General features: G+C 63.0%; 13 protein-coding genes. 2 read left to right on the top strand and 11 right to left on the bottom strand.

What is annotated here, in order from left to right; translation table 11 throughout:
* Window positions 1-86: 86 nt before the first annotated feature.
* Window positions 87-1,163: a 4-hydroxyphenylpyruvate dioxygenase gene (gene hppD, locus KL786_RS12770; protein ID WP_032860588.1), complete on the top strand. Its 1,077-nt coding sequence runs from the start codon at window positions 87-89 to the stop codon at window positions 1,161-1,163.
* A gap of 47 nt (window positions 1,164-1,210) precedes the next feature.
* Here hppD and rarD read toward each other — a convergent pair whose 3' ends face one another.
* A complete protein-coding gene (gene rarD / locus KL786_RS12765) occupies window positions 1,211-2,092 on the bottom strand; it encodes an EamA family transporter RarD (RefSeq protein ID WP_215517825.1) in 882 nt (293 codons plus the stop codon).
* Between the two features lie 133 nt (window positions 2,093-2,225).
* On the opposite strand from rarD, the gene KL786_RS12760 reads away from it, so the two are divergent.
* Window positions 2,226-2,702: an Lrp/AsnC family transcriptional regulator gene (locus tag KL786_RS12760; protein WP_215517824.1), complete on the top strand. Its 477-nt coding sequence runs from the start codon at window positions 2,226-2,228 to the stop codon at window positions 2,700-2,702.
* A gap of 118 nt (window positions 2,703-2,820) precedes the next feature.
* Here the strand turns inward: KL786_RS12760 and KL786_RS12755 are convergent, their stop codons facing one another.
* The 10 genes from KL786_RS12755 to KL786_RS12710 all read right to left on the bottom strand — a co-directional run bounded on the left by KL786_RS12755 (window position 2,821) and on the right by KL786_RS12710 (window position 16,817).
* A complete protein-coding gene (locus tag KL786_RS12755) occupies window positions 2,821-3,831 on the bottom strand; it encodes an aldo/keto reductase (RefSeq protein WP_215517823.1) in 1,011 nt (336 codons plus the stop codon).
* 54 nt (window positions 3,832-3,885) lie between these two features.
* Window positions 3,886-5,058: an acyl-CoA dehydrogenase family protein gene (locus tag KL786_RS12750; protein WP_215517822.1), complete on the bottom strand. Its 1,173-nt coding sequence runs from the start codon at window positions 5,056-5,058 to the stop codon at window positions 3,886-3,888.
* An 8-nt stretch (window positions 5,059-5,066) separates the two neighbouring features.
* On the bottom strand, window positions 5,067-6,707 hold the full coding sequence (locus KL786_RS12745) for a dipeptide ABC transporter ATP-binding protein (RefSeq protein ID WP_215517821.1): 1,641 nt from the start codon (window positions 6,705-6,707) through the stop codon (window positions 5,067-5,069).
* Window positions 6,704-7,555, bottom strand: a complete 852-nt coding sequence (locus tag KL786_RS12740; protein ID WP_215517820.1) for an ABC transporter permease — start codon at window positions 7,553-7,555, stop codon at window positions 6,704-6,706. Before KL786_RS12740 ends, KL786_RS12745 begins: the two co-directional genes overlap by 4 nt.
* Window positions 7,552-8,880, bottom strand: coding sequence for an LLM class flavin-dependent oxidoreductase (locus KL786_RS12735; RefSeq protein ID WP_215517819.1), 1,329 nt, complete (start codon window positions 8,878-8,880; stop codon window positions 7,552-7,554). The genes KL786_RS12740 and KL786_RS12735 overlap by 4 nt, the downstream gene beginning before the upstream one ends.
* Window positions 8,881-8,894: 14 nt before the next feature.
* On the bottom strand, window positions 8,895-10,136 hold the full coding sequence (locus KL786_RS12730; protein WP_215517818.1) for an acyl-CoA dehydrogenase family protein: 1,242 nt from the start codon (window positions 10,134-10,136) through the stop codon (window positions 8,895-8,897).
* A gap of 178 nt (window positions 10,137-10,314) precedes the next feature.
* Window positions 10,315-11,238 (bottom strand): ABC transporter permease, encoded by a 924-nt coding sequence (locus KL786_RS12725; protein ID WP_154841079.1) that lies wholly within the window; start codon window positions 11,236-11,238, stop codon window positions 10,315-10,317.
* A complete protein-coding gene (locus KL786_RS12720) occupies window positions 11,235-12,947 on the bottom strand; it encodes an ABC transporter substrate-binding protein (RefSeq protein ID WP_215517817.1) in 1,713 nt (570 codons plus the stop codon). The genes KL786_RS12725 and KL786_RS12720 overlap by 4 nt, the downstream gene beginning before the upstream one ends.
* Before the next feature lie 16 nt (window positions 12,948-12,963).
* Window positions 12,964-15,093, bottom strand: coding sequence for a TonB-dependent receptor family protein (locus KL786_RS12715; RefSeq protein ID WP_252193708.1), 2,130 nt, complete (start codon window positions 15,091-15,093; stop codon window positions 12,964-12,966).
* A gap of 413 nt (window positions 15,094-15,506) precedes the next feature.
* Entirely contained in the window at window positions 15,507-16,817 is a 1,311-nt protein-coding gene (locus KL786_RS12710) for an MFS transporter (RefSeq protein WP_215517816.1), read from the bottom strand.
* Window positions 16,818-16,879: the final 62 nt, after the last annotated feature.

Genomic DNA, 16,879 nt, shown 5'->3' with positions numbered 1-16,879 from the left:
GGGCATTTCCTGTGCGCCACCTGCCCACCTCATCCTTGCTGGCAATTAATTAATTTAATTCTAAAAAGATGATGAGGCGCCAAATCATGGCAGATCTATACGAAAACCCAATGGGCCTGATGGGCTTTGAATTCATTGAATTTGCATCGCCGACCCCGGGCACCCTTGAGCCGATCTTCGAGATCATGGGGTTCACCCAGGTGGCGAGCCACCGCTCGAAAAACGTGCACTTGTACCGCCAGGGCGGGATCAACCTGATCCTCAACAACGAACCCAACAGCATCGCTTCGTACTTTGCCGCCGAGCACGGTCCATCGGTGTGTGGCATGGCGTTCCGCGTCAAGGATTCGCAGCAGGCCTACACCCGCGCCCTGGAACTGGGTGCCCAGCCGATCCACATCGAAACCGGCCCGATGGAGCTGAACCTGCCGGCCATCAAGGGCATCGGCGGTGCGCCGCTGTACCTGATCGATCGTTTCGGTGAAGGCAGCTCGATCTACGATATCGACTTCGTGTTTATCGACGGTGTGGACCGCAACCCGGTGGGCGCAGGCCTGAAGGTCATCGACCATTTGACCCACAACGTCTATCGCGGGCGCATGGCCTACTGGGCGAACTTCTACGAGAAGCTGTTCAACTTCCGCGAAGCGCGCTACTTCGACATCAAGGGCGAATACACCGGCCTGACCTCCAAGGCCATGAGCGCCCCGGATGGCATGATCCGCATCCCGTTGAACGAAGAGTCGTCCAAGGGCGCAGGCCAGATCGAAGAGTTCCTGATGCAGTTCAACGGCGAAGGCATCCAGCACGTGGCCTTCCTCACCGAAGACCTGGTCAAGACCTGGGATGCGTTGAAGAAGATCGGCATGCGCTTCATGACGGCGCCGCCGGACACCTACTACGAAATGCTCGAAGGCCGCCTGCCAAACCACGGCGAACCGGTGGACCAATTGCAGGCCCGGGGTATTTTGCTGGACGGTTCGTCCGTCGCCGGCGACAAGCGCCTGCTGTTGCAGATTTTCTCGGAAACCCTGATGGGCCCGGTATTCTTCGAGTTCATCCAGCGCAAGGGCGATGATGGCTTCGGCGAAGGCAACTTCAAGGCCCTGTTTGAGTCGATCGAGCGTGACCAGGTCCGTCGTGGCGTGCTGACCACCGACTGACATGGTTTTTTGTAGGAGCGAGCTTGCTCGCTCCTACAGTTATTGGGTCAGGCTCTGCGCTGACGCATCAGGTGCTTGAACCCTTCAAACACCAACACCATCACCGCCAACCAGATCGGGATATAAGTCAGCCATTCACCCGGCCCGATACTTTCCCCCAGCAGCAACGCCACCCCCAGCAACAGCACCGGCTCCACATAGCTGAGCAGGCCGAACAGGCTGAACGCCAGCAGCCGGCTGGCGATGATGTAGCACACCAGCGCCGAAGCACTGATCAACCCGAGCATCGGGATCAAGGCGTACAAGCCTTTATGGGCATCCAGCACGGCGAAGCCCTGTTCGCCACTTTGTACAAACCAGAACGCCACCGGCAGCATCAGCGCCATGTCCAGCCATAACCCGCCCAGGTGGTCGGTGGCCAGGCGTTTGCGCAGCACGAAGTAGATGGGGTAGCCAATGATCACCAGCAGCGTCGCCCAGGAGAACCCGCCCACCTGGTACAGCTCGTTAAGCACGCCTATCGTGGCAAACACCACCGCGATCCATTGCAGCCGCGACAGCTGTTCGCCATACACCAGGCGCCCGGTCAGGGCCATGGTCAGCGGCAACAGGAAGTAGCCCAGGGACACATCCAGGCTGCGGCCGTTGAGCGGCGCCCACATGAACAGCCACAGCTGCACACCCAGCAGCACCGATGACAGCACAATTGCGCCGATCAGCCGTGGCTCGCCCGCCAGGCGCTGCAGCAGCGCCCAGACCTGGCGCCACTCACTGCTGAGCACCATGAAAACGGTCATGCACGGCACGGTCAGCAGCATGCGCCAGCCGAAAATTTCCAGTCCACTCAACGGCGTGAGCAGCGATGTGAAGTAATACATCACGGCAAACAACACCGAGGCCAATACCGATAAAACAACACCTTTAGACACGCGATCCTCGCGAAACCGATTCAAACGAAAGAGGGGGGAATTTCAGGTGGGAATATATTGCTTTTGAGGTGAGACGTTTGCTCTGTTTTACGGCATCTTATGGGAAATTTTCTCACGCCCAAGGTTCGCCAGCATGCCCGTCAGCCCCCAACCGCTCCTGGATGATTTCGACCGCGCGATTCTCAAGCACCTGCAACGCGACAACACCACCGCGCTGCGGGTGATTGGCGAACAGGTCAACCTGTCGACCGCAGCTGTACAGCGGCGTATCAAGCGCATGGAACAGGGCGGGGCGATCAGCGCCAATACGGCGGTGGTCAATCAGGACGCGGTAGGCAAGCCGATCACGATCCTGGTGGAGGTGCACGCCGAGCGCACCCATATCGAAGACCTCGACGTGCTCAAGGTGCAGATGTCGATCCCACAAGTGCAGCAGTGCTATTACGTCACCGGCGATGCGGACTTCATGCTGGTGGTCGTGGTGGAAACCATGAAGGCCTACGAAACCCTGGCCCGCACGCTGTTCTACGAGAACCGCAATATCAAATGGTTTCGCAGCATTGTGGTGATGGACCGGGTCAAGGTCAGCCTGGATGTGCCGCTGGACTGAATGATCACACCCTTGAAAACGTGTAGGAGCTGGCTTGCCTGCGATAGCATCGACTCGGTCTAGCAGATACACCGCGTCGACGCTATCGCAGGCAAGCCAGCTCCTACAGGGGGTGTTCTCAGGGACGGTGGATACGCCCGGAGACAAAGTGCCCCACATCATTGAACCCCGGTGTCGACGCATGCCCCGGCGTCACCAGCGAATCAATAAACGCTTCATCCTCAGCACTGATCTTCACCTCAAGCGCCCCGGTATAGGCATCCCACTGCGCCTCCGTACGCGGCCCGACAATCGCCGAGCTGACCGCCTGGTTGTTCAACACCCAGGCAATCGCAAACTCGACAATCCCCACGCCACGCCCCTGGGTGTACTGCTGGATCTGCTGGGCAATGCGCAGCGACTCCACGCGCCATTCGGTTTCCAGGATGCGTTTGTCCTGGCGTGCGGCACGGCTACCCGCTTGGGGGGTGATATCCGGCGCGTACTTGCCACTGAGCACGCCACGGGCCAGCGGGCTGTAAGGCACCACGCCCAGGCCATAGGCTGCTGCAGCGGTGATCTGTTCCACCTCGGCCTGGCGGTTGACGATGTTGTACAGCGGCTGGCTGATGATCGGGCGGTCGACCCCCAGGCGTTCGGCCACGCGTACCACTTCGGCAATGCGCCAGCCCCGGTAGTTGGACAGCCCCCAGTAACGGATCTTGCCCTGGCGGATCAGGTCGCCAATCGCCGAAATCGTGACTTCCAGCGGCGTGTCGTGGTCTTCACGGTGCAGGTAGTAGATGTCCAGGTAGTCGGTGTCGAGGCGGGTGAGGCTGGCTTCCAGCGCGTTGAAAATACGCTTGCGGTTCAGGCCGCTGCGGTTGGGCAGGCCGTCCGGCGGGCCGAAGCCGACTTTGGAGGCCACGACCCAATCGGCGCGATGGCGGCCGATGGCTTCGCCGACAATTTCTTCCGAGCGCCCGCCGGTGTAGACGTCGGCGGTGTCGATGAAGTTGATGCCCTGGTCCCAGGCTTTGTCGATGATGCGCAGCGAATCTTCGGTGTTGGTCTGTTCGCCAAACATCATCGTACCTAGGGTCAGTGCGCTGACCTTGAGCCCGGACTGGCCCAGTGTGCGGTAAATCATGGAGAACTCCTTAAAAGCGCAGACAGTTGCTATGCAATACCAGAGAGCAAGGCTCTAGAACAAGCCCGACGTCGGTGGCTCGCTGCCCTTGAGCCGATAGGCGCCGACCACTGCGGCCTTCCAGTGCCGTGGATTGTGGTTAGCCACGGTGCGCGCATTGCGCCAGTGTCGGTCGAGGTTATGGCTGCGTCCGGTAGTGGAAGCGCCGCCCACGTCAAACAGCAGTTCGGCGGCCTTGAGTGCGGACTCGGCGGCGATGTATTGCGCCTGGGCCACGTCGATGGCTGCGCGGGTCACCGCATCGTGATCCAGGTCGTGGGCCCAGGCCGCGTCGATGCTGTCAGCGGCCCGCAACACCACCGCTTCGGCGGCAAACGCGCGGGCCGAGATCTCGCCCACGGAAAGCTCCACATAGGGATCATCCACCGAGCGGCTGGCGCTGCTGTGCTTGATTGGCCGCGCATGTTCCTTTGCGAAGGCCACCGCATCGTTCAAGGCATTGCGCGCGATACCGGCCTGCACCGCGCCGAGGAACAGTTGCAGGAACGGCGTGATGATCGAACGCTGGCCTTCCTCCACCACCCGCGTGCGGATTTCCTCGCGGCGCACCAGCACGTTGTTCAGGCGTGTGGTGCCGCTGGCGGTCAGGCGCTGGCCCATGGCGTCGAAGTCATCCACCAGCTCCAGGCCTTCGCGGTCGCGGGGCACCACGAACGATACCGGTTCCTCGTTCTCATCCAGCGCAACCGCGCTGACCCAGTCGGCATATAGCGCGCCAGTGCTGTAGTACTTGCTGCCATTGGCGCGAAAGTGCTCGCCCTCAGGCACAAGCCGCGCGCTGACCTGGCCGTTGGCGCCGCCGATTTCCCAGCCGGCGTTGCCGAACACTTCGCCCCGCAGGTAGTGGGCAAAGCACAACTGGCGCTCGGCTTCGGACTTTTGCACCAGCAGGCTTTCGACAAAGGCAAAGCTGGGGCGCAGCGACTGGGCGATATTGGAATCCACTGCCGCCAGGTCGATCACGAACTGCACCACCTCGCGCACGCTGGACTCGCTACCGCCGTAGCGCTGGGGTATGCGCAGGGTCAGCAGGCGCGCCGCCGCCAACTGGCGGATCTGCTCATGGGGCAGTTGCCGGGTGCGCTCGCGTGCGGCGGCCCCCTCGGCGATCTGCGGCAATAACACGGCGGCGCGCTGCAACAGTTCTGGCACGGACAAAAAGCTCATGACAATCCTTATATGGCAATGGCGTAGGTAATGAAGTGGTGTTCGAGCACCGGGGCCGGCCGGTCGATCTGCGGGATGGCGTCGAGCAGGGCGCGGGTGTAGGCATGCTGGGGATGGTCAAATACGTCACGCACAGTGCCGCTTTCCACCACCTCGCCGTCCTTCATCACCAGCACCCGTTCGCTGACCTGGTTGATCACGCCCAGGTCGTGGGAGATGAACAGGCAGGCCAGTTTCAGGCGGGTCTTGAGGTCGGCCAGCAGCGCGAGGATCTGCGCCTGCACCGACACATCCAGGGCTGACACCGGCTCGTCGCACACCAGCACCTGGGGGTTGGGCGCCAGCGCCCGGGCAATGGCGATACGTTGGCGCTGGCCGCCGGAAAGCTCCAGGGGACGGCGACTGAGTACGCTGGCATCCAGGCGCACCAGCTCCAGCAGTTCCAGGGTGCGCGCCGGCCAGTCCTGGCGTGGCAAACCCGCCACTTGCAGCGCCTCGTTAAGCACCCGGGCCACGGTGTAGCGCGGGTCGAACGAGCTTTGCGGGTCCTGGAACACCACCTGAATGCGCTGGCGCAACTGGCGTCGTTGTTGACCGTTGAGCGCGCTCCAGGGCCGCCCGTTAAGCCACACATCGCCGGCGTCCGGGCGCTCCAGCCCCAGCAGCATGCGGGTGAGGGTGGTCTTGCCGCTGCCAGACTCGCCGACAATCCCCAGGGTTTCCCCGGCCCGCAGGCTGAAGCTGGCGTTGTGCACCGCGACATGGGGCTGACCGTCGGGGCCAATAAAGGTTTTTTGCAGGTGACGCGCCTCGATCAATGGCAGGTCGAAGCGCTCGACACGCGCCAGCTTCGGCGCTGCCCGGGCCGGACGCTGGAAATGCACGGCGCGCCCGGCCCGCAGCAGCGATTGGGTGTAAGGGTGCTGCGGATCATGCAGGATCGCCTCCACCGGGCCTTGCTCGACAATCACCCCGTGATGCATCACCGCCACCCGGTCCGCCAGGCGCGACACGACCGCCAGGTCATGGCTGACCACCAGCATCGCCATGGCTTGCGAACGCAAGGACTCCAGCAGCGCCAGGACTTGGGCCTGTACCGTGGCGTCCAGCGCCGTGGTCGGCTCATCGGCAATCAACAGGCGCGGGCCTGCGGCAATCGCCGAGGCAATCAAGGCCCGCTGTCGCAGCCCGCCCGAGAGTTGATGGGGGTACTGCAACGCGCGTAGTTCCGGTTGTGGGACACCCACCGAACGTAGCAACTCGATGACCCGTGCCTGGCGCTCAGCGCGACCCAGCTCAGTATGCAGGCGCAACGGTTCGGCAATTTCCTTGCCCACCGGGCGCAGGGGGTCGAGGGAGCCGAGGGCGTCCTGCATCACAAAGCCGATCTGCGCACCGCGCAGGGCCTGCCAGGCACGGTCATCCAACTGGCGCAGGTCAGTGCCGGCAAACGCCAGGCGCTCGGCCTGCACCTTTGATCCGGCGCCGCTCAGGCCGCTGAGGGTGCGTGAGGTCACAGTCTTGCCCGAGCCAGACTCGCCCACCAACGCCAGGCATTCACCGGCGGCCAGGCTGAACGATATACCCTTGATAACCGGTGTGTGGCCAAACTGCACCCGCAGGTTTTGCACATCCACTAACGTACTCATCGGGATTTACCCTCGCTGCGCGCCAGCCAGTCACGGCCAATGGCGGTGATTGACACCACGCTCAGGATGATTGCCACGCTCGGCCAGGCCACCAGCCACCAGGCGTTGGCCAGGTAGTTGCGGCCCATGGCGAGCATCGAGCCCCATTCCGGCGCGGGCGGCGAAGCGCCAAAGCCTAAGAAGCTCAAGGCCGCGCCGGTGATGATGTTGTGACCGATACCGATGGTGGCGAGGATCAGGATCGGCTTGATCGCATTGGGTAGCACATGCCTAAACACCACGGCTGCACGATGCCGGCCGAGGGTGGTGGCGGCTTCGACGTAGGGCGCATCGCGCACCACCAGGGTCTGCGCACGCACCATTCGCGCAAAGCGCGGGATGCTCGCCACGCCCACCGCGATCAGCGTGATCCACAGGCCCTGGCCCCAGAACGTGATGATCACCAGGGCCAGCAGCAAGTCGGGAAACGCCAGCAATACATCGATCAAGCGCATGATCGCGCCATCCACCAGGCGCGGGCCAAGGCCTGCCGCCAAGCCGAGGATGATCCCGGCGCCCAGGCCGATGGCCGTGGACACCAGGCCCATCAACAGTGAAGGGCGCACCCCGTGGATCAGGCGGGCGAGTACATCGCGACCGTTTTCATCGGTGCCCAGCCAGTGGCTGCTGCTGGGCGGCAGGTAGGCGTTGCGGGCGGCGGCAGCCAGTGGGTCGACGCCGGTCAGCCAGTGCGGCACGAGCGCCGCGACCAACAAGCCGATCACAAACAGCCAGGCCAGTGACAGGCCGGGGCGAAAGGTGTTCGGCAAGGCCAGGGTAAAGCGCCAGGGAGCTATATAGGTGCTCATGCCAGGCTCCTCGCATACTGACTCTGCGGATACGGCAACCCCAGGTGCTCACGCAACGTGCTGCCGCTGTACTCATGGCGGAACACCCCGCGCTTGCGCAGCAGCGGCACCACCTCATCGACAAACACCTCGACCCCTGAAGGAAACATGTCCGGCATGATGTTGAAGCCATCGGCCGCGCCCGCAAGAAACCAGTGCTCCAGGCTGTCAGCCACTTGTTCCGGGGTGCCCACCAGCAACCGATGGCCGACCAGGATGCGCCGTGACAGTTCGCGCACCGTCAAGCCTTCGCGGCGGGCCAGGTTGAGCTGGGCTTCGAGAAACCCTTGGGAGCCTTTCTCATAAGTGCCCACTTCACCGATCCGCGCCCACGGCAGCGGCGCATCCAGCGCCAGCTCCTCGGCCGGGATGCCGATCCGCGCGGCCACTTGCTGGATCAGGCCATGTTCGCCGTGGTAGGCATTGAGTTGATCAAAGCGCGCATGGGCTTCGGCCTCGCTGCTGCCGATCACCGTGGACAGGCCCGGCATGATTTTCAGGTGCTCGGGGTTGCGCCCCCATTGCCGAGCGCGTTGCTTCATGTCGCGGTAGAAGTGCTGGCCATCTTCCAGGCTGGTCTGGGTGGTGAAAATCGCATCGGCATACCGTGAGCCCAGGGCCTTGCCGCCCTCCGACGAACCGGCCTGCACCAGCACCGGGCGACCCTGGGGCGAGCGGGGCAGGTTCAGCGGGCCCTTGATGGAAAAGTGCTGGCCGACAAAGTCCTGGGTGTGGATCTTGCCGGGGTGTGCGTAGCGCCCGTTGCTGGCATCGCCGATGATCGCGTCGTCCTCCCAGCTATCCCAGAGCTTGAATGCGATATCGATAAACTCCTCGGCGCGGGCATAGCGCTCCCCGTGCTGCAACTGGTTGGCCAGGCCGAAATTCTGCGCGGCGGCGTCGGTGGCGTTGGTCACCACATTCCAGGCCGCGCGGCCCGCGCTGATGTGGTCCAGGGAGGCAAAGCGCCGGGCCAGGTTGTAGGGGTCGTTATAGGTGCTGGAGGCGGTGGCGATCACGCCGATGTGCTGCGTGGCCAGGGCTACGGCAGTCAGCAAGATGGTCGGCTCCAGGCGGCCCACCGGCTGCGTGGCCACATCGCCCGCCAGGGCTGGGCCGTCGGCGAGGAAGATCGCGTCGAGGGTGCCGCGCTCGGAAATGCGCGCGATATTGCGGTAGTACTCCACATCCAGATAGGCATCCGCCGGCACTTCGCCGACCCGCCAGGCCGCCGCGTGCGCGCCGAAACCGAGGATGTTCATGCCAATGCTCATTTGCGCTTTCATGCAAGTTCCTTGGGTTAGACGGCGCTGGCTTCATCGCGGGCGCTGGCATGCTCGGGGTGGTCAGCCACCGCCTGTTCCTGGGCGGCGCGCCAGGCGGCAGCGGGGCTGACCTCGTTGAGGTAGAAGTCGCCGAGGGCCCGTTCGCGGTAGATCGCCGGGTTGTGCGAGGCCAGGGTGCGGGCATTGCGCCAATGCCGGTCAAGGCGCCGCACCTGGCTGGTGGCCGAGGCACCGCCGACTTCGAACAGCAGGCTGGTGGCTTCCAATACCAGCGGCAGGATCACTTGCTGGGCCTGATAGGTGCGCACATCCGCGTCGACGTATTGCGCTTCGTTGATGGAGCCGTCGAGCACGGCCTCATGGGTGGTTTGCAGCACCTGCGCGGTGGCCTGTACCAGGCTGTCGGCGGCATAGGACAGGCTCGACAGCTTGCCGATCACCCGTTGTACCAGCGGGTCCAGGCGCGGGCTGGATTGCCCGGGAATACCGAACGCGCGGGTGCGGCCCTGGACGAACTCCACGGCATCGCGCAACGCGGCCCGGGCGATCCCGGCCAGGGTCGCGAGGTGGAACAACTGGTAGAACGCCGAGATATATGACTCGGCCCGCAATTCGCCGGGCTTGAAGCGTCGCAGTACCTGATGTTCGGGCACGGCTACCCGGTCGAAGCGCGTGGTGCCGCTGCCGCTCAGGCGCTGGCCAAAACCATCCCAGTCATCTACGCGGGTCACGCCGGGCGCATCGGTGGGCACCACCACGCTGATAAAGTCGGCACCGTCGGCGGCGGCCACGGCGATCCAGTCGGCATACAAGGTGCCGGTGCAGTAATACTTCTGGCCGTCCAGTTGCCAGCCTGCGGCGGTGGGCTTGAGCGTCACCGAGTTGGTGGTGGTATCACTGCGCTCGGCCATGGCTGCGCCCCACAATTGCCCGGCGACGACCTTGGGAAACCAGTACGCCTGGGAGTCACTGTCCTGGCTCACAAGCCGGCCTTCGACAAAGCCAAAATGCGCGCGCACGATCTGTGGCAGGTTCGAATCGGCACTGCCCAGCTCGATCAGCAAGGCGAACAGCTCAGGCAGGGTCGCGCCCAGGCCGCCCTGGCTGCGCGGTACGCGCAGGGCGCCGAAATCGGCGTCTTTCAGCCAGGCGACGGCGTCGAATGCCAGGGTACGCTCCTGCTCACGTTGCACCGCGCCCTGGGCAATGCGCTGGAAAACCGGGGCGAAGCGTTCGTGCAGTTGGGTGTCGCTCATGTTCGGTTCCTTACTTGAATACAGTATTTGAAGCTGTCGGTGATCCACTGTGGGAGCGGGCTTTTGTGGGAGCGGGCTTGCTCGCGAAGGGGGCGTATCAGTCAAATATTTATCAACTGACCCTCCGCCTTCGCGAGCAAGCCCGCTCCCACATAAAGCAGATGGTGTGAACCAGCCGTCATCGCGGTTTAACCCGTGGATCAATCAACCCGTTCAGCACATCCACCAACAGGTTCACCACCACATAAACCAGCGCCGCCAACAAGGTGATCCCCAGCACCACCGGCGCATCCTTGGCCACGGCCGCATCCAGCATCATTCGCCCGATCCCCTGGCGGGCGAACAGCATTTCGGTGACCACGGCTCCCCCCAACAGGCTGGCGAAGATGAACCCGGACAGGGTCACCAGCGGCACCAGGGCATGGCGCAAGGCATGGCGCAGGCGCACGGCGGTCTGCGACAGGCCGCGCGCGCGGGCCATGGCGATAAAGGGTTGTTCGAGGATGTCTTCCAGCTCTTGGCGCAGCACCTGGCTGAGCATCCCGGCAATCGGCAACGCCAGGGCGATGGTCGGCAGGATCAGGGTTTGCCAGCCGTTGGAGCCTGCCGGCGGCAATACCGGCCACTGGAAGGAAAACACCAGCAACAGCAAAATCCCCAGCACGAACGACGGCGATGACGACAGCACCAGCTCGCTGGCTGAAGCCACGCGGCGTACCCAGGGGTTGCGCTTGGCGGTGAGCACGGCGCTGGCCAGCGCCAGGCCGATGGCCAACAGTGCAGCGCTCAGGGCCAGTTGCAAGGTGGCGCCGATCTGCTTGCCAATCGCCTCGGTGACGGGAATACGCAGACGGTATGACTCGCCAAAATCGCCGTGGGCAATCCGACCCACGTAGCGCCCGTATTGCACCCACAGCGGCTGGTCAAAGCCGTATTCCTCGCGAACCTGAGCCAGTTGCTGCGGGGTGGGGATGGCGTCCGGCCCGCCGAGAATCGCCAGCACCGGGTCGCCGGCACTGAAATGAATGGCGACGAAGGTCAGGGTGGCCGCGCCCCACAGCACGCCCACGCCGGCCAGTAGTCGAGCGGCAAGCTGTTTCATGGTGCCTCCTGGTCCAGCCACACGCTGGTAAAGAATGGGGTGTTGTGCACGGCGTCGAAGATCAACCCCTTGACCGCCGTGCGATAGGCGATCAGCACCTGGCTCTCGAAGTCCGGTACCGCTGGCACCACTTCGGTCAGGCGTTGTTGCGCGGCGCTGTACAGGGCCTGCAGTTCGACCGGGTCATGGGAGCGGCGAGCTGCGCCGAGCAGTTGGTCCAGGTGCGGGTCGCTGAGGTTGCTGAGGTTGTTGCCGCTTTTGGTGGGCGAGGCCCGCGAGTCGCTGTGGTACAGGATGTACAGGCCGTCGGGGGTGTTGGTGTGCCAATAGCCGCCGCCGATGGCGTCATAATTGCCAGCGGTACGACGGTCGGTGAGCTGGGCCAGGGGCATCATTTGAATGCTCAGTTGCATGCCGACTTTCTTCACGTCCGCCTGCACGGCAACCGCGACATTGCTGGGGAATGACGGGCTTTCGAAGCCCAGCAGTTGCGCCGACAGGCGTCGGCCGTCCTTGACCCGATAGCCCTGGGTATCGCGCTGGGTCCAGCCGGCTTCGTCCAGTTGGCGGTTGGCGGCGTCGACGTCGTATTTCAGTACATCGCGGTAGGCCGGGTCGTAGAACGGTGTGTTCACCGCCAGGTAATCGCTTTTCGCTAAAAGCTCGCCGAACCCGGCAATCCAGGCCAGGCCGTCACGGTCGATGGCCTGGGCGATGGCCTTGCGCACGCGCACATCGTCGAATGGAAAGCGCAGGGTGTTGAAGGTGACACTGCGATACGGGCTGGCCATGCGAATCCGGTTGCGTACCACCAGGTTCTGCGAGGCGCGCATTGCTGCGGTATTTTGCGCCGGGGCATCCAGGGTGAAGTCCGAACGCTTGGATTGCAGGGTGCTGTAGCGGGTCATGGCCTCGGGGACGATGCTCAGCTCGATACGGTCCAGGTAGGCCGGGCCGATGTGCCGGGTAACCGGTGGTGCCCAGTGATAGTCGGCGCGCTTGATAAAGGTCGCACCTTGTTCGCGGGTATAGCTTTGCAGCACGAATGGCCCGGAACCGATGGGGTGCTCGGCGATGCTCTTGGGCGCTTCGCGGATCTGTTTGGGCGAGACCATGCTCAGCCAGGACTGCGCCAACACATACAGGAACGGCGAGTAGGGCTCGCGCAAGTGCGCCTCGAAGGTGTACTCGTCGATGATCCTGCCATCGATGTAAGGCGCGATATACGCGGCGGCCAGCGGTGATTTGGTCGCCGGGTCACGCATATGTTCCAGGTTGATCCGCAACGCCTCGGCATTGAATTTTGCGCCGTCGCTGAAGGTCACGTCGTCGCGCAGGTGGAAGGTGTAGGTCTTGCCGTCTTCGGACACGTCCCAGGACTTGGCCAGCCAGGGCGAAATCTTGCCGTTCTCGTCCTGATACAGCAGGCAGTCGTAGACGATCCGCGCCAGCCATTGCACGTTGCCGTGGTAGCTGGAATGCACATCAAAGGTGCCGGTATCCAGCGCCGCCGACATGCGCAGGGTGCCGCCCGGCGTGCCCTGGCGGGTTTCGTGGTAGTCGCTGGGGTCATAGCTGAGCAGGCCCTGGGCGTCCAGGTGCCCGTCGACCCGCTGCACCGAGCTGGGCGGTGGGGCGTCCGGCGAGCAGGCGCTCACCAGCAGCAACCCCAGGAGCAGGCCGAACCTGCCCCAGTGATTGATCGGCATCGTGAAGGCTCCCACCTTAGAAGTTGAACGCCACACCGGTGAAGGCGCCAAAGCCGTCCCCTGGATACAGCGCGGCAACGTCTTTGCCCTGGGCGTCGTAGATCGGCTGGATGGCAGTAACGTAGTTCTGGTCGGTGAGGTTTTTCACGTCCAGGTACACCTGCCATTTCTTGCTCGGGGCTTCATACCCCAGCTTGGCGCCGAAGATCGTGTAGGAGGGCGCATACAGGGTGTTGGCGTAGTCCACGGCGGTACTCGATACCGAGCGCACATTGACCCCGGCATAGAACCCGTCGGGATGGCGGTATTGCAGCTCGGCCTGGTACACGTGCTTGGGCAGCCCCGGCAGCTCGTTGGAACCAAAGCGCGCGTCGTTGCGGTAGTAGAAGTCGTTGAGGGTGTAGGCCTGGCGCAGGCTGACTTTTTCGCCACGCGCGCTTTGCCACAGCTCGGTGTCCAGGCCGGCTTCGATGCCCTGGTGGATGGTCGGGCTGGCGTTGGACGTCGAGTTGACCGCTGCTGTGGTACGGGTGGCTGGAATCACTTCGACGGTGAGCAGTTCATCCTTGATCCACGAGCGGTACACCGCGAGGCTGCCGTCGAAAATCCCGGCTTTGCCGCGCACGCCAAACTCGACGGTATTGGCCTTCTGCTCGGTGAGGGTCTTGGCGTAGTTGCTGACCACCCCAGAGCCTGAAGACGACCAACTGCTGGGCGGGTCGATGGAGCGGCTGACGTTGCCGAATACCTGGAAGTCCGGCGTGATTTCGTAGCGCAAGCCCAGGCGTGGCGCGACATTCCAGCTGTCGTAGTTGTAGTGGTCAGGGTAGGGCGAAGTATTGGCGCGGTCCGAGTAGCGCACTTCGATATCGCGCTTGATCTGGCTCAGCGACAGGCCGGTGGATAGCCATAGGCGATCGGTCAGTTGCAGGTCGTTGCCGGCGGCAAACACACGGTCGAACGAGCCGGTGTAGCGCGCCTGTTTCTGCAGGGCGCCGTAGGTGCTGGAAGCGGGGTTGCCGTTGTAGGTCTTGACCCCGGCCTGCAGGTGCTGGGTGCTGGTCAGGCTCAGGGACGTGTTGCTGGTATGGCCCTGGATCTGGTCGCTGCGGTTGTAGGTCAGCGACAGGTTCAGGTCGCGCCAGTCCCAGTAGTTGGGGTTGACCGTGCTCTTGCGGTACAGCACCTGCGGGTAGTTGTGGTAGACCAGGCCAAAATCCAGGGTGGCGTCATCGTCGAAGGTATAGGTGGTCTTGCTGCCGACCCAGGTCGACCCGCGCTTGGTCGAATCATCGCGGCTGGCCAGGGCCACCGGGTTGGTTTGCGACGAGTTGTGCTTGAGCTGGGCCTTGGTCAGGGTGCCGGAGCTTTCGTGATATTCCTCGCGGTAGCGCACGAACAGCCGGGTTTCCAGCTTGGGGTTGAAACGGTAGCCGAAGTTGGTCACCACGCCCTTGGCCTTGGTGAAGGTCCAGTCCTGGTAACCGTCGCGTTCGGAGTTGCTCAGGCTGACGTAGTAGTCACCGTTGTCCACCACGCCGCCGGTACTCAGTTGCTGTTTGCGCCAGCCAAAGCTGCCGGCCTCGAAGCGCGCGTGATTGCCCGGTGCAGTCAGGCCAGAGTGGGTCACCATATTGATCGCGCCACCCAACGACAGCGCGCCGTACTGGAAGGCATTGGCCCCGCGCAGCACTTCGGTGTAGTCCAGGCCCTGGGTTTCCAGCAGCTCATAGGGCGTGCCGCCGGAGCCGGTCAGGGCCAGGCCGTCGAACAGGAACTTGGTGCCTTCGCGAAAATACCCAGGCGAGGTATTGGCCCCGGAGCCGCGAATGGAAATCTTGATCGCATCGTTGCCGCCCGCAGACTGCGCGTACACGCCGGGCTGATAGGCGAGGGTGTCTTCCAGGGTCGCCGAGCGGCCGCGTTCGACATCGGCGGCCTTGACCAGGCTGACGCCGCCGGCCACCTCGTCGAGCTTGAGCTGGGCTTCTTCGCTGGCGGTGACCTTGCTGGCCTGCACCGTCACGGTCTGCAGGCGTGATTCCTCGGCGTGGGCCCATTGGGAGGCGAGGATCAAGGTCAGGGCACTGACGGTTTTAAACGAGCTGGAGGAGAGTTGAGGCAGAGGCCTTGAGATCAGCTTCAATTGTGCATTCCCTGTGATTGGCTACGAGTGGAGGCGAGTTTCTATTCGTATAGTCAATCTCTGGCAGGGATAGAGCAGAAAGCATGCCAAGACCAGAAGGGCGTTGTTGTGGGGTATTTGGTTTTAATCAGCGTGTCGCTTATGCCAAAAAACGACACCTGTGTTGAACTGCTGTTCGATTTTGAACAGTGCTGAAAAGCCCGGGCTAGAGGGGTTTTGGTTATAGGGTTAGATCATTCGACACAGCTATCACCGGCCTCGACAGCGGCGGCCTGCTGTAAACACCGAACCAGATGTGGGAGCGGGCTTGCTCGCGAAAGCGGTGGATCAGTCAACCTGTGTATTGACTGAGACGCCGTCTTCGCGAGCAAGCCCGCTCCCACAAAAAGCTGCTCCTACATTTTTTGACCGCGTCAGGCCTTCAGGGTACGGGTCATGCGCAATGCCAACACGCTACCCGCGACAATCACCGCTGCCAGCAGATACAGCGCCAGGTCGGTGGATCCAGTGGCATCTTTCACAAAACCCACCACATACGGGCTCAAGAAGCCCGCCATCTGCCCCATGGAGTTGATCAACGCCAGGCCGCCCGCTGCAGCGCCGGCGCTGAGCATGGCGGTGGGCACCGGCCAGAACATCGGCAGGCCGGTGAGGGCGCCCATGGTGGCGATGGTCAGGCCGAGGATGGCAATGGCCGGAGTGGTGGCGAAGTTCACTGCGATGATCAGGCCGACAGCGCCCATCAGCATCGGCACCACCAAATGCCAGCGCCGTTCCTTGCGCAGGTCGGCAGAGCGGCCTACCAACAACATGAACACCGCGGCCAGCAGATACGGAATCGCACTGAGCCAGCCAATCACCAGGTTATCGGAAAAGCCCATGTTCTTGATGATCGACGGCAGCCAGAAGTTGATGGCGTACACGCCGCTCTGGATGCAGAAGTAGATCAGGCCGAACGCCCAGATCGCCGGGTTCTTGAACACTTCCAGCAGCGAATCGCTGGTGGTCTTGGGTTTGTTGGCCAGGTCGGTGGCCTGGTCGGCTTCAAGCACTGCGCGTTCATGGGCGGTCAGCCATTTGGCGTTGGCGAAGCTGTCGCTGAGCAGGAAGTAGGCGAGAGCGCCGAGGATCACGGTCGGCACGCCTTGCAGCAGGAACATCCACTGCCAGCCCGCCAGGCCACCCTGGCCTGCGGCGAAGTGGTTGAGGATCCAGCCAGAGAACGGGCTGCCGAGCAAGCCGGACACCGGGATCGCCGACATGAACAGCGCCATGATCCGCCCACGACGGAACGTCGGGAACCACTGCGAGAGGTACAGCACCACGCCCGGGAAGAAACCCGCTTCAGCGGCACCGGTAAACAGGCGCAAGGTGTAGAAGTGCGTCGGCGTGGTCACAAACAACAGGCAGGTGGACAGGGTGCCCCAGGTGATCATCATCAGCGCAATCCAGCGCCGTGGCCCGAACTTGGTCAGTGCCAGGTTGCTCGGCACACCACACAGCACGTAGCCGATAAAGAAGATCCCGGCACCGAGGCCGTACACGGTCTCGCTGAACTTCAAGGCGTCGAGCATCTGCAACTTGGCAAAGCCGACGTTGACGCGGTCCAGGTAGTTAAACAGGTAGCAGATGAAAATGAAGGGGATCAGGCGCAGGGTGATGCGCTTGTAGACGGCGTTTTTGTCGTCATCGTTGGCCAGGGTAGCGGCGGCGCTCTGTGACATGGCGTTCTCTCTTTATTATGATTTTTCGCGATGCGAGGGTAACGTTGATCGCCCCAAGAGTC

This window comes from Pseudomonas sp. TAE6080, from assembly GCF_018732265.1.
GTDB classification, from domain to species: domain Bacteria; phylum Pseudomonadota; class Gammaproteobacteria; order Pseudomonadales; family Pseudomonadaceae; genus Aquipseudomonas; species Aquipseudomonas brenneri.
Note: the sequence above shows the minus strand (reverse complement) of the source record. Positions and strands in the feature narration are given on the sequence as shown.

Excerpts from the sequence above, each read along its gene's own strand:
- hppD (WP_032860588.1), top strand. The coding sequence starts at position 87 with ATGGCAGATCTATACGAAAACCCAATGGGCCTGATGGGCTTTGAATTC.
- KL786_RS12760 (WP_215517824.1), top strand. The coding sequence starts at position 2,226 with ATGCCCGTCAGCCCCCAACCGCTCCTGGATGATTTCGACCGCGCGATT.
- KL786_RS12755 (WP_215517823.1), bottom strand. The coding sequence starts at position 3,831 with ATGATTTACCGCACACTGGGCCAGTCCGGGCTCAAGGTCAGCGCACTG.
- KL786_RS12750 (WP_215517822.1), bottom strand. The coding sequence starts at position 5,058 with ATGAGCTTTTTGTCCGTGCCAGAACTGTTGCAGCGCGCCGCCGTGTTA.
- KL786_RS12745 (WP_215517821.1), bottom strand. The coding sequence starts at position 6,707 with ATGAGTACGTTAGTGGATGTGCAAAACCTGCGGGTGCAGTTTGGCCAC.
- KL786_RS12740 (WP_215517820.1), bottom strand. The coding sequence starts at position 7,555 with ATGAGCACCTATATAGCTCCCTGGCGCTTTACCCTGGCCTTGCCGAAC.
- KL786_RS12735 (WP_215517819.1), bottom strand. The coding sequence starts at position 8,880 with ATGAAAGCGCAAATGAGCATTGGCATGAACATCCTCGGTTTCGGCGCG.
- KL786_RS12730 (WP_215517818.1), bottom strand. The coding sequence starts at position 10,136 with ATGAGCGACACCCAACTGCACGAACGCTTCGCCCCGGTTTTCCAGCGC.
- KL786_RS12725 (WP_154841079.1), bottom strand. The coding sequence starts at position 11,238 with ATGAAACAGCTTGCCGCTCGACTACTGGCCGGCGTGGGCGTGCTGTGG.
- KL786_RS12720 (WP_215517817.1), bottom strand. The coding sequence starts at position 12,947 with ATGCCGATCAATCACTGGGGCAGGTTCGGCCTGCTCCTGGGGTTGCTG.
- KL786_RS12710 (WP_215517816.1), bottom strand. The coding sequence starts at position 16,817 with ATGTCACAGAGCGCCGCCGCTACCCTGGCCAACGATGACGACAAAAAC.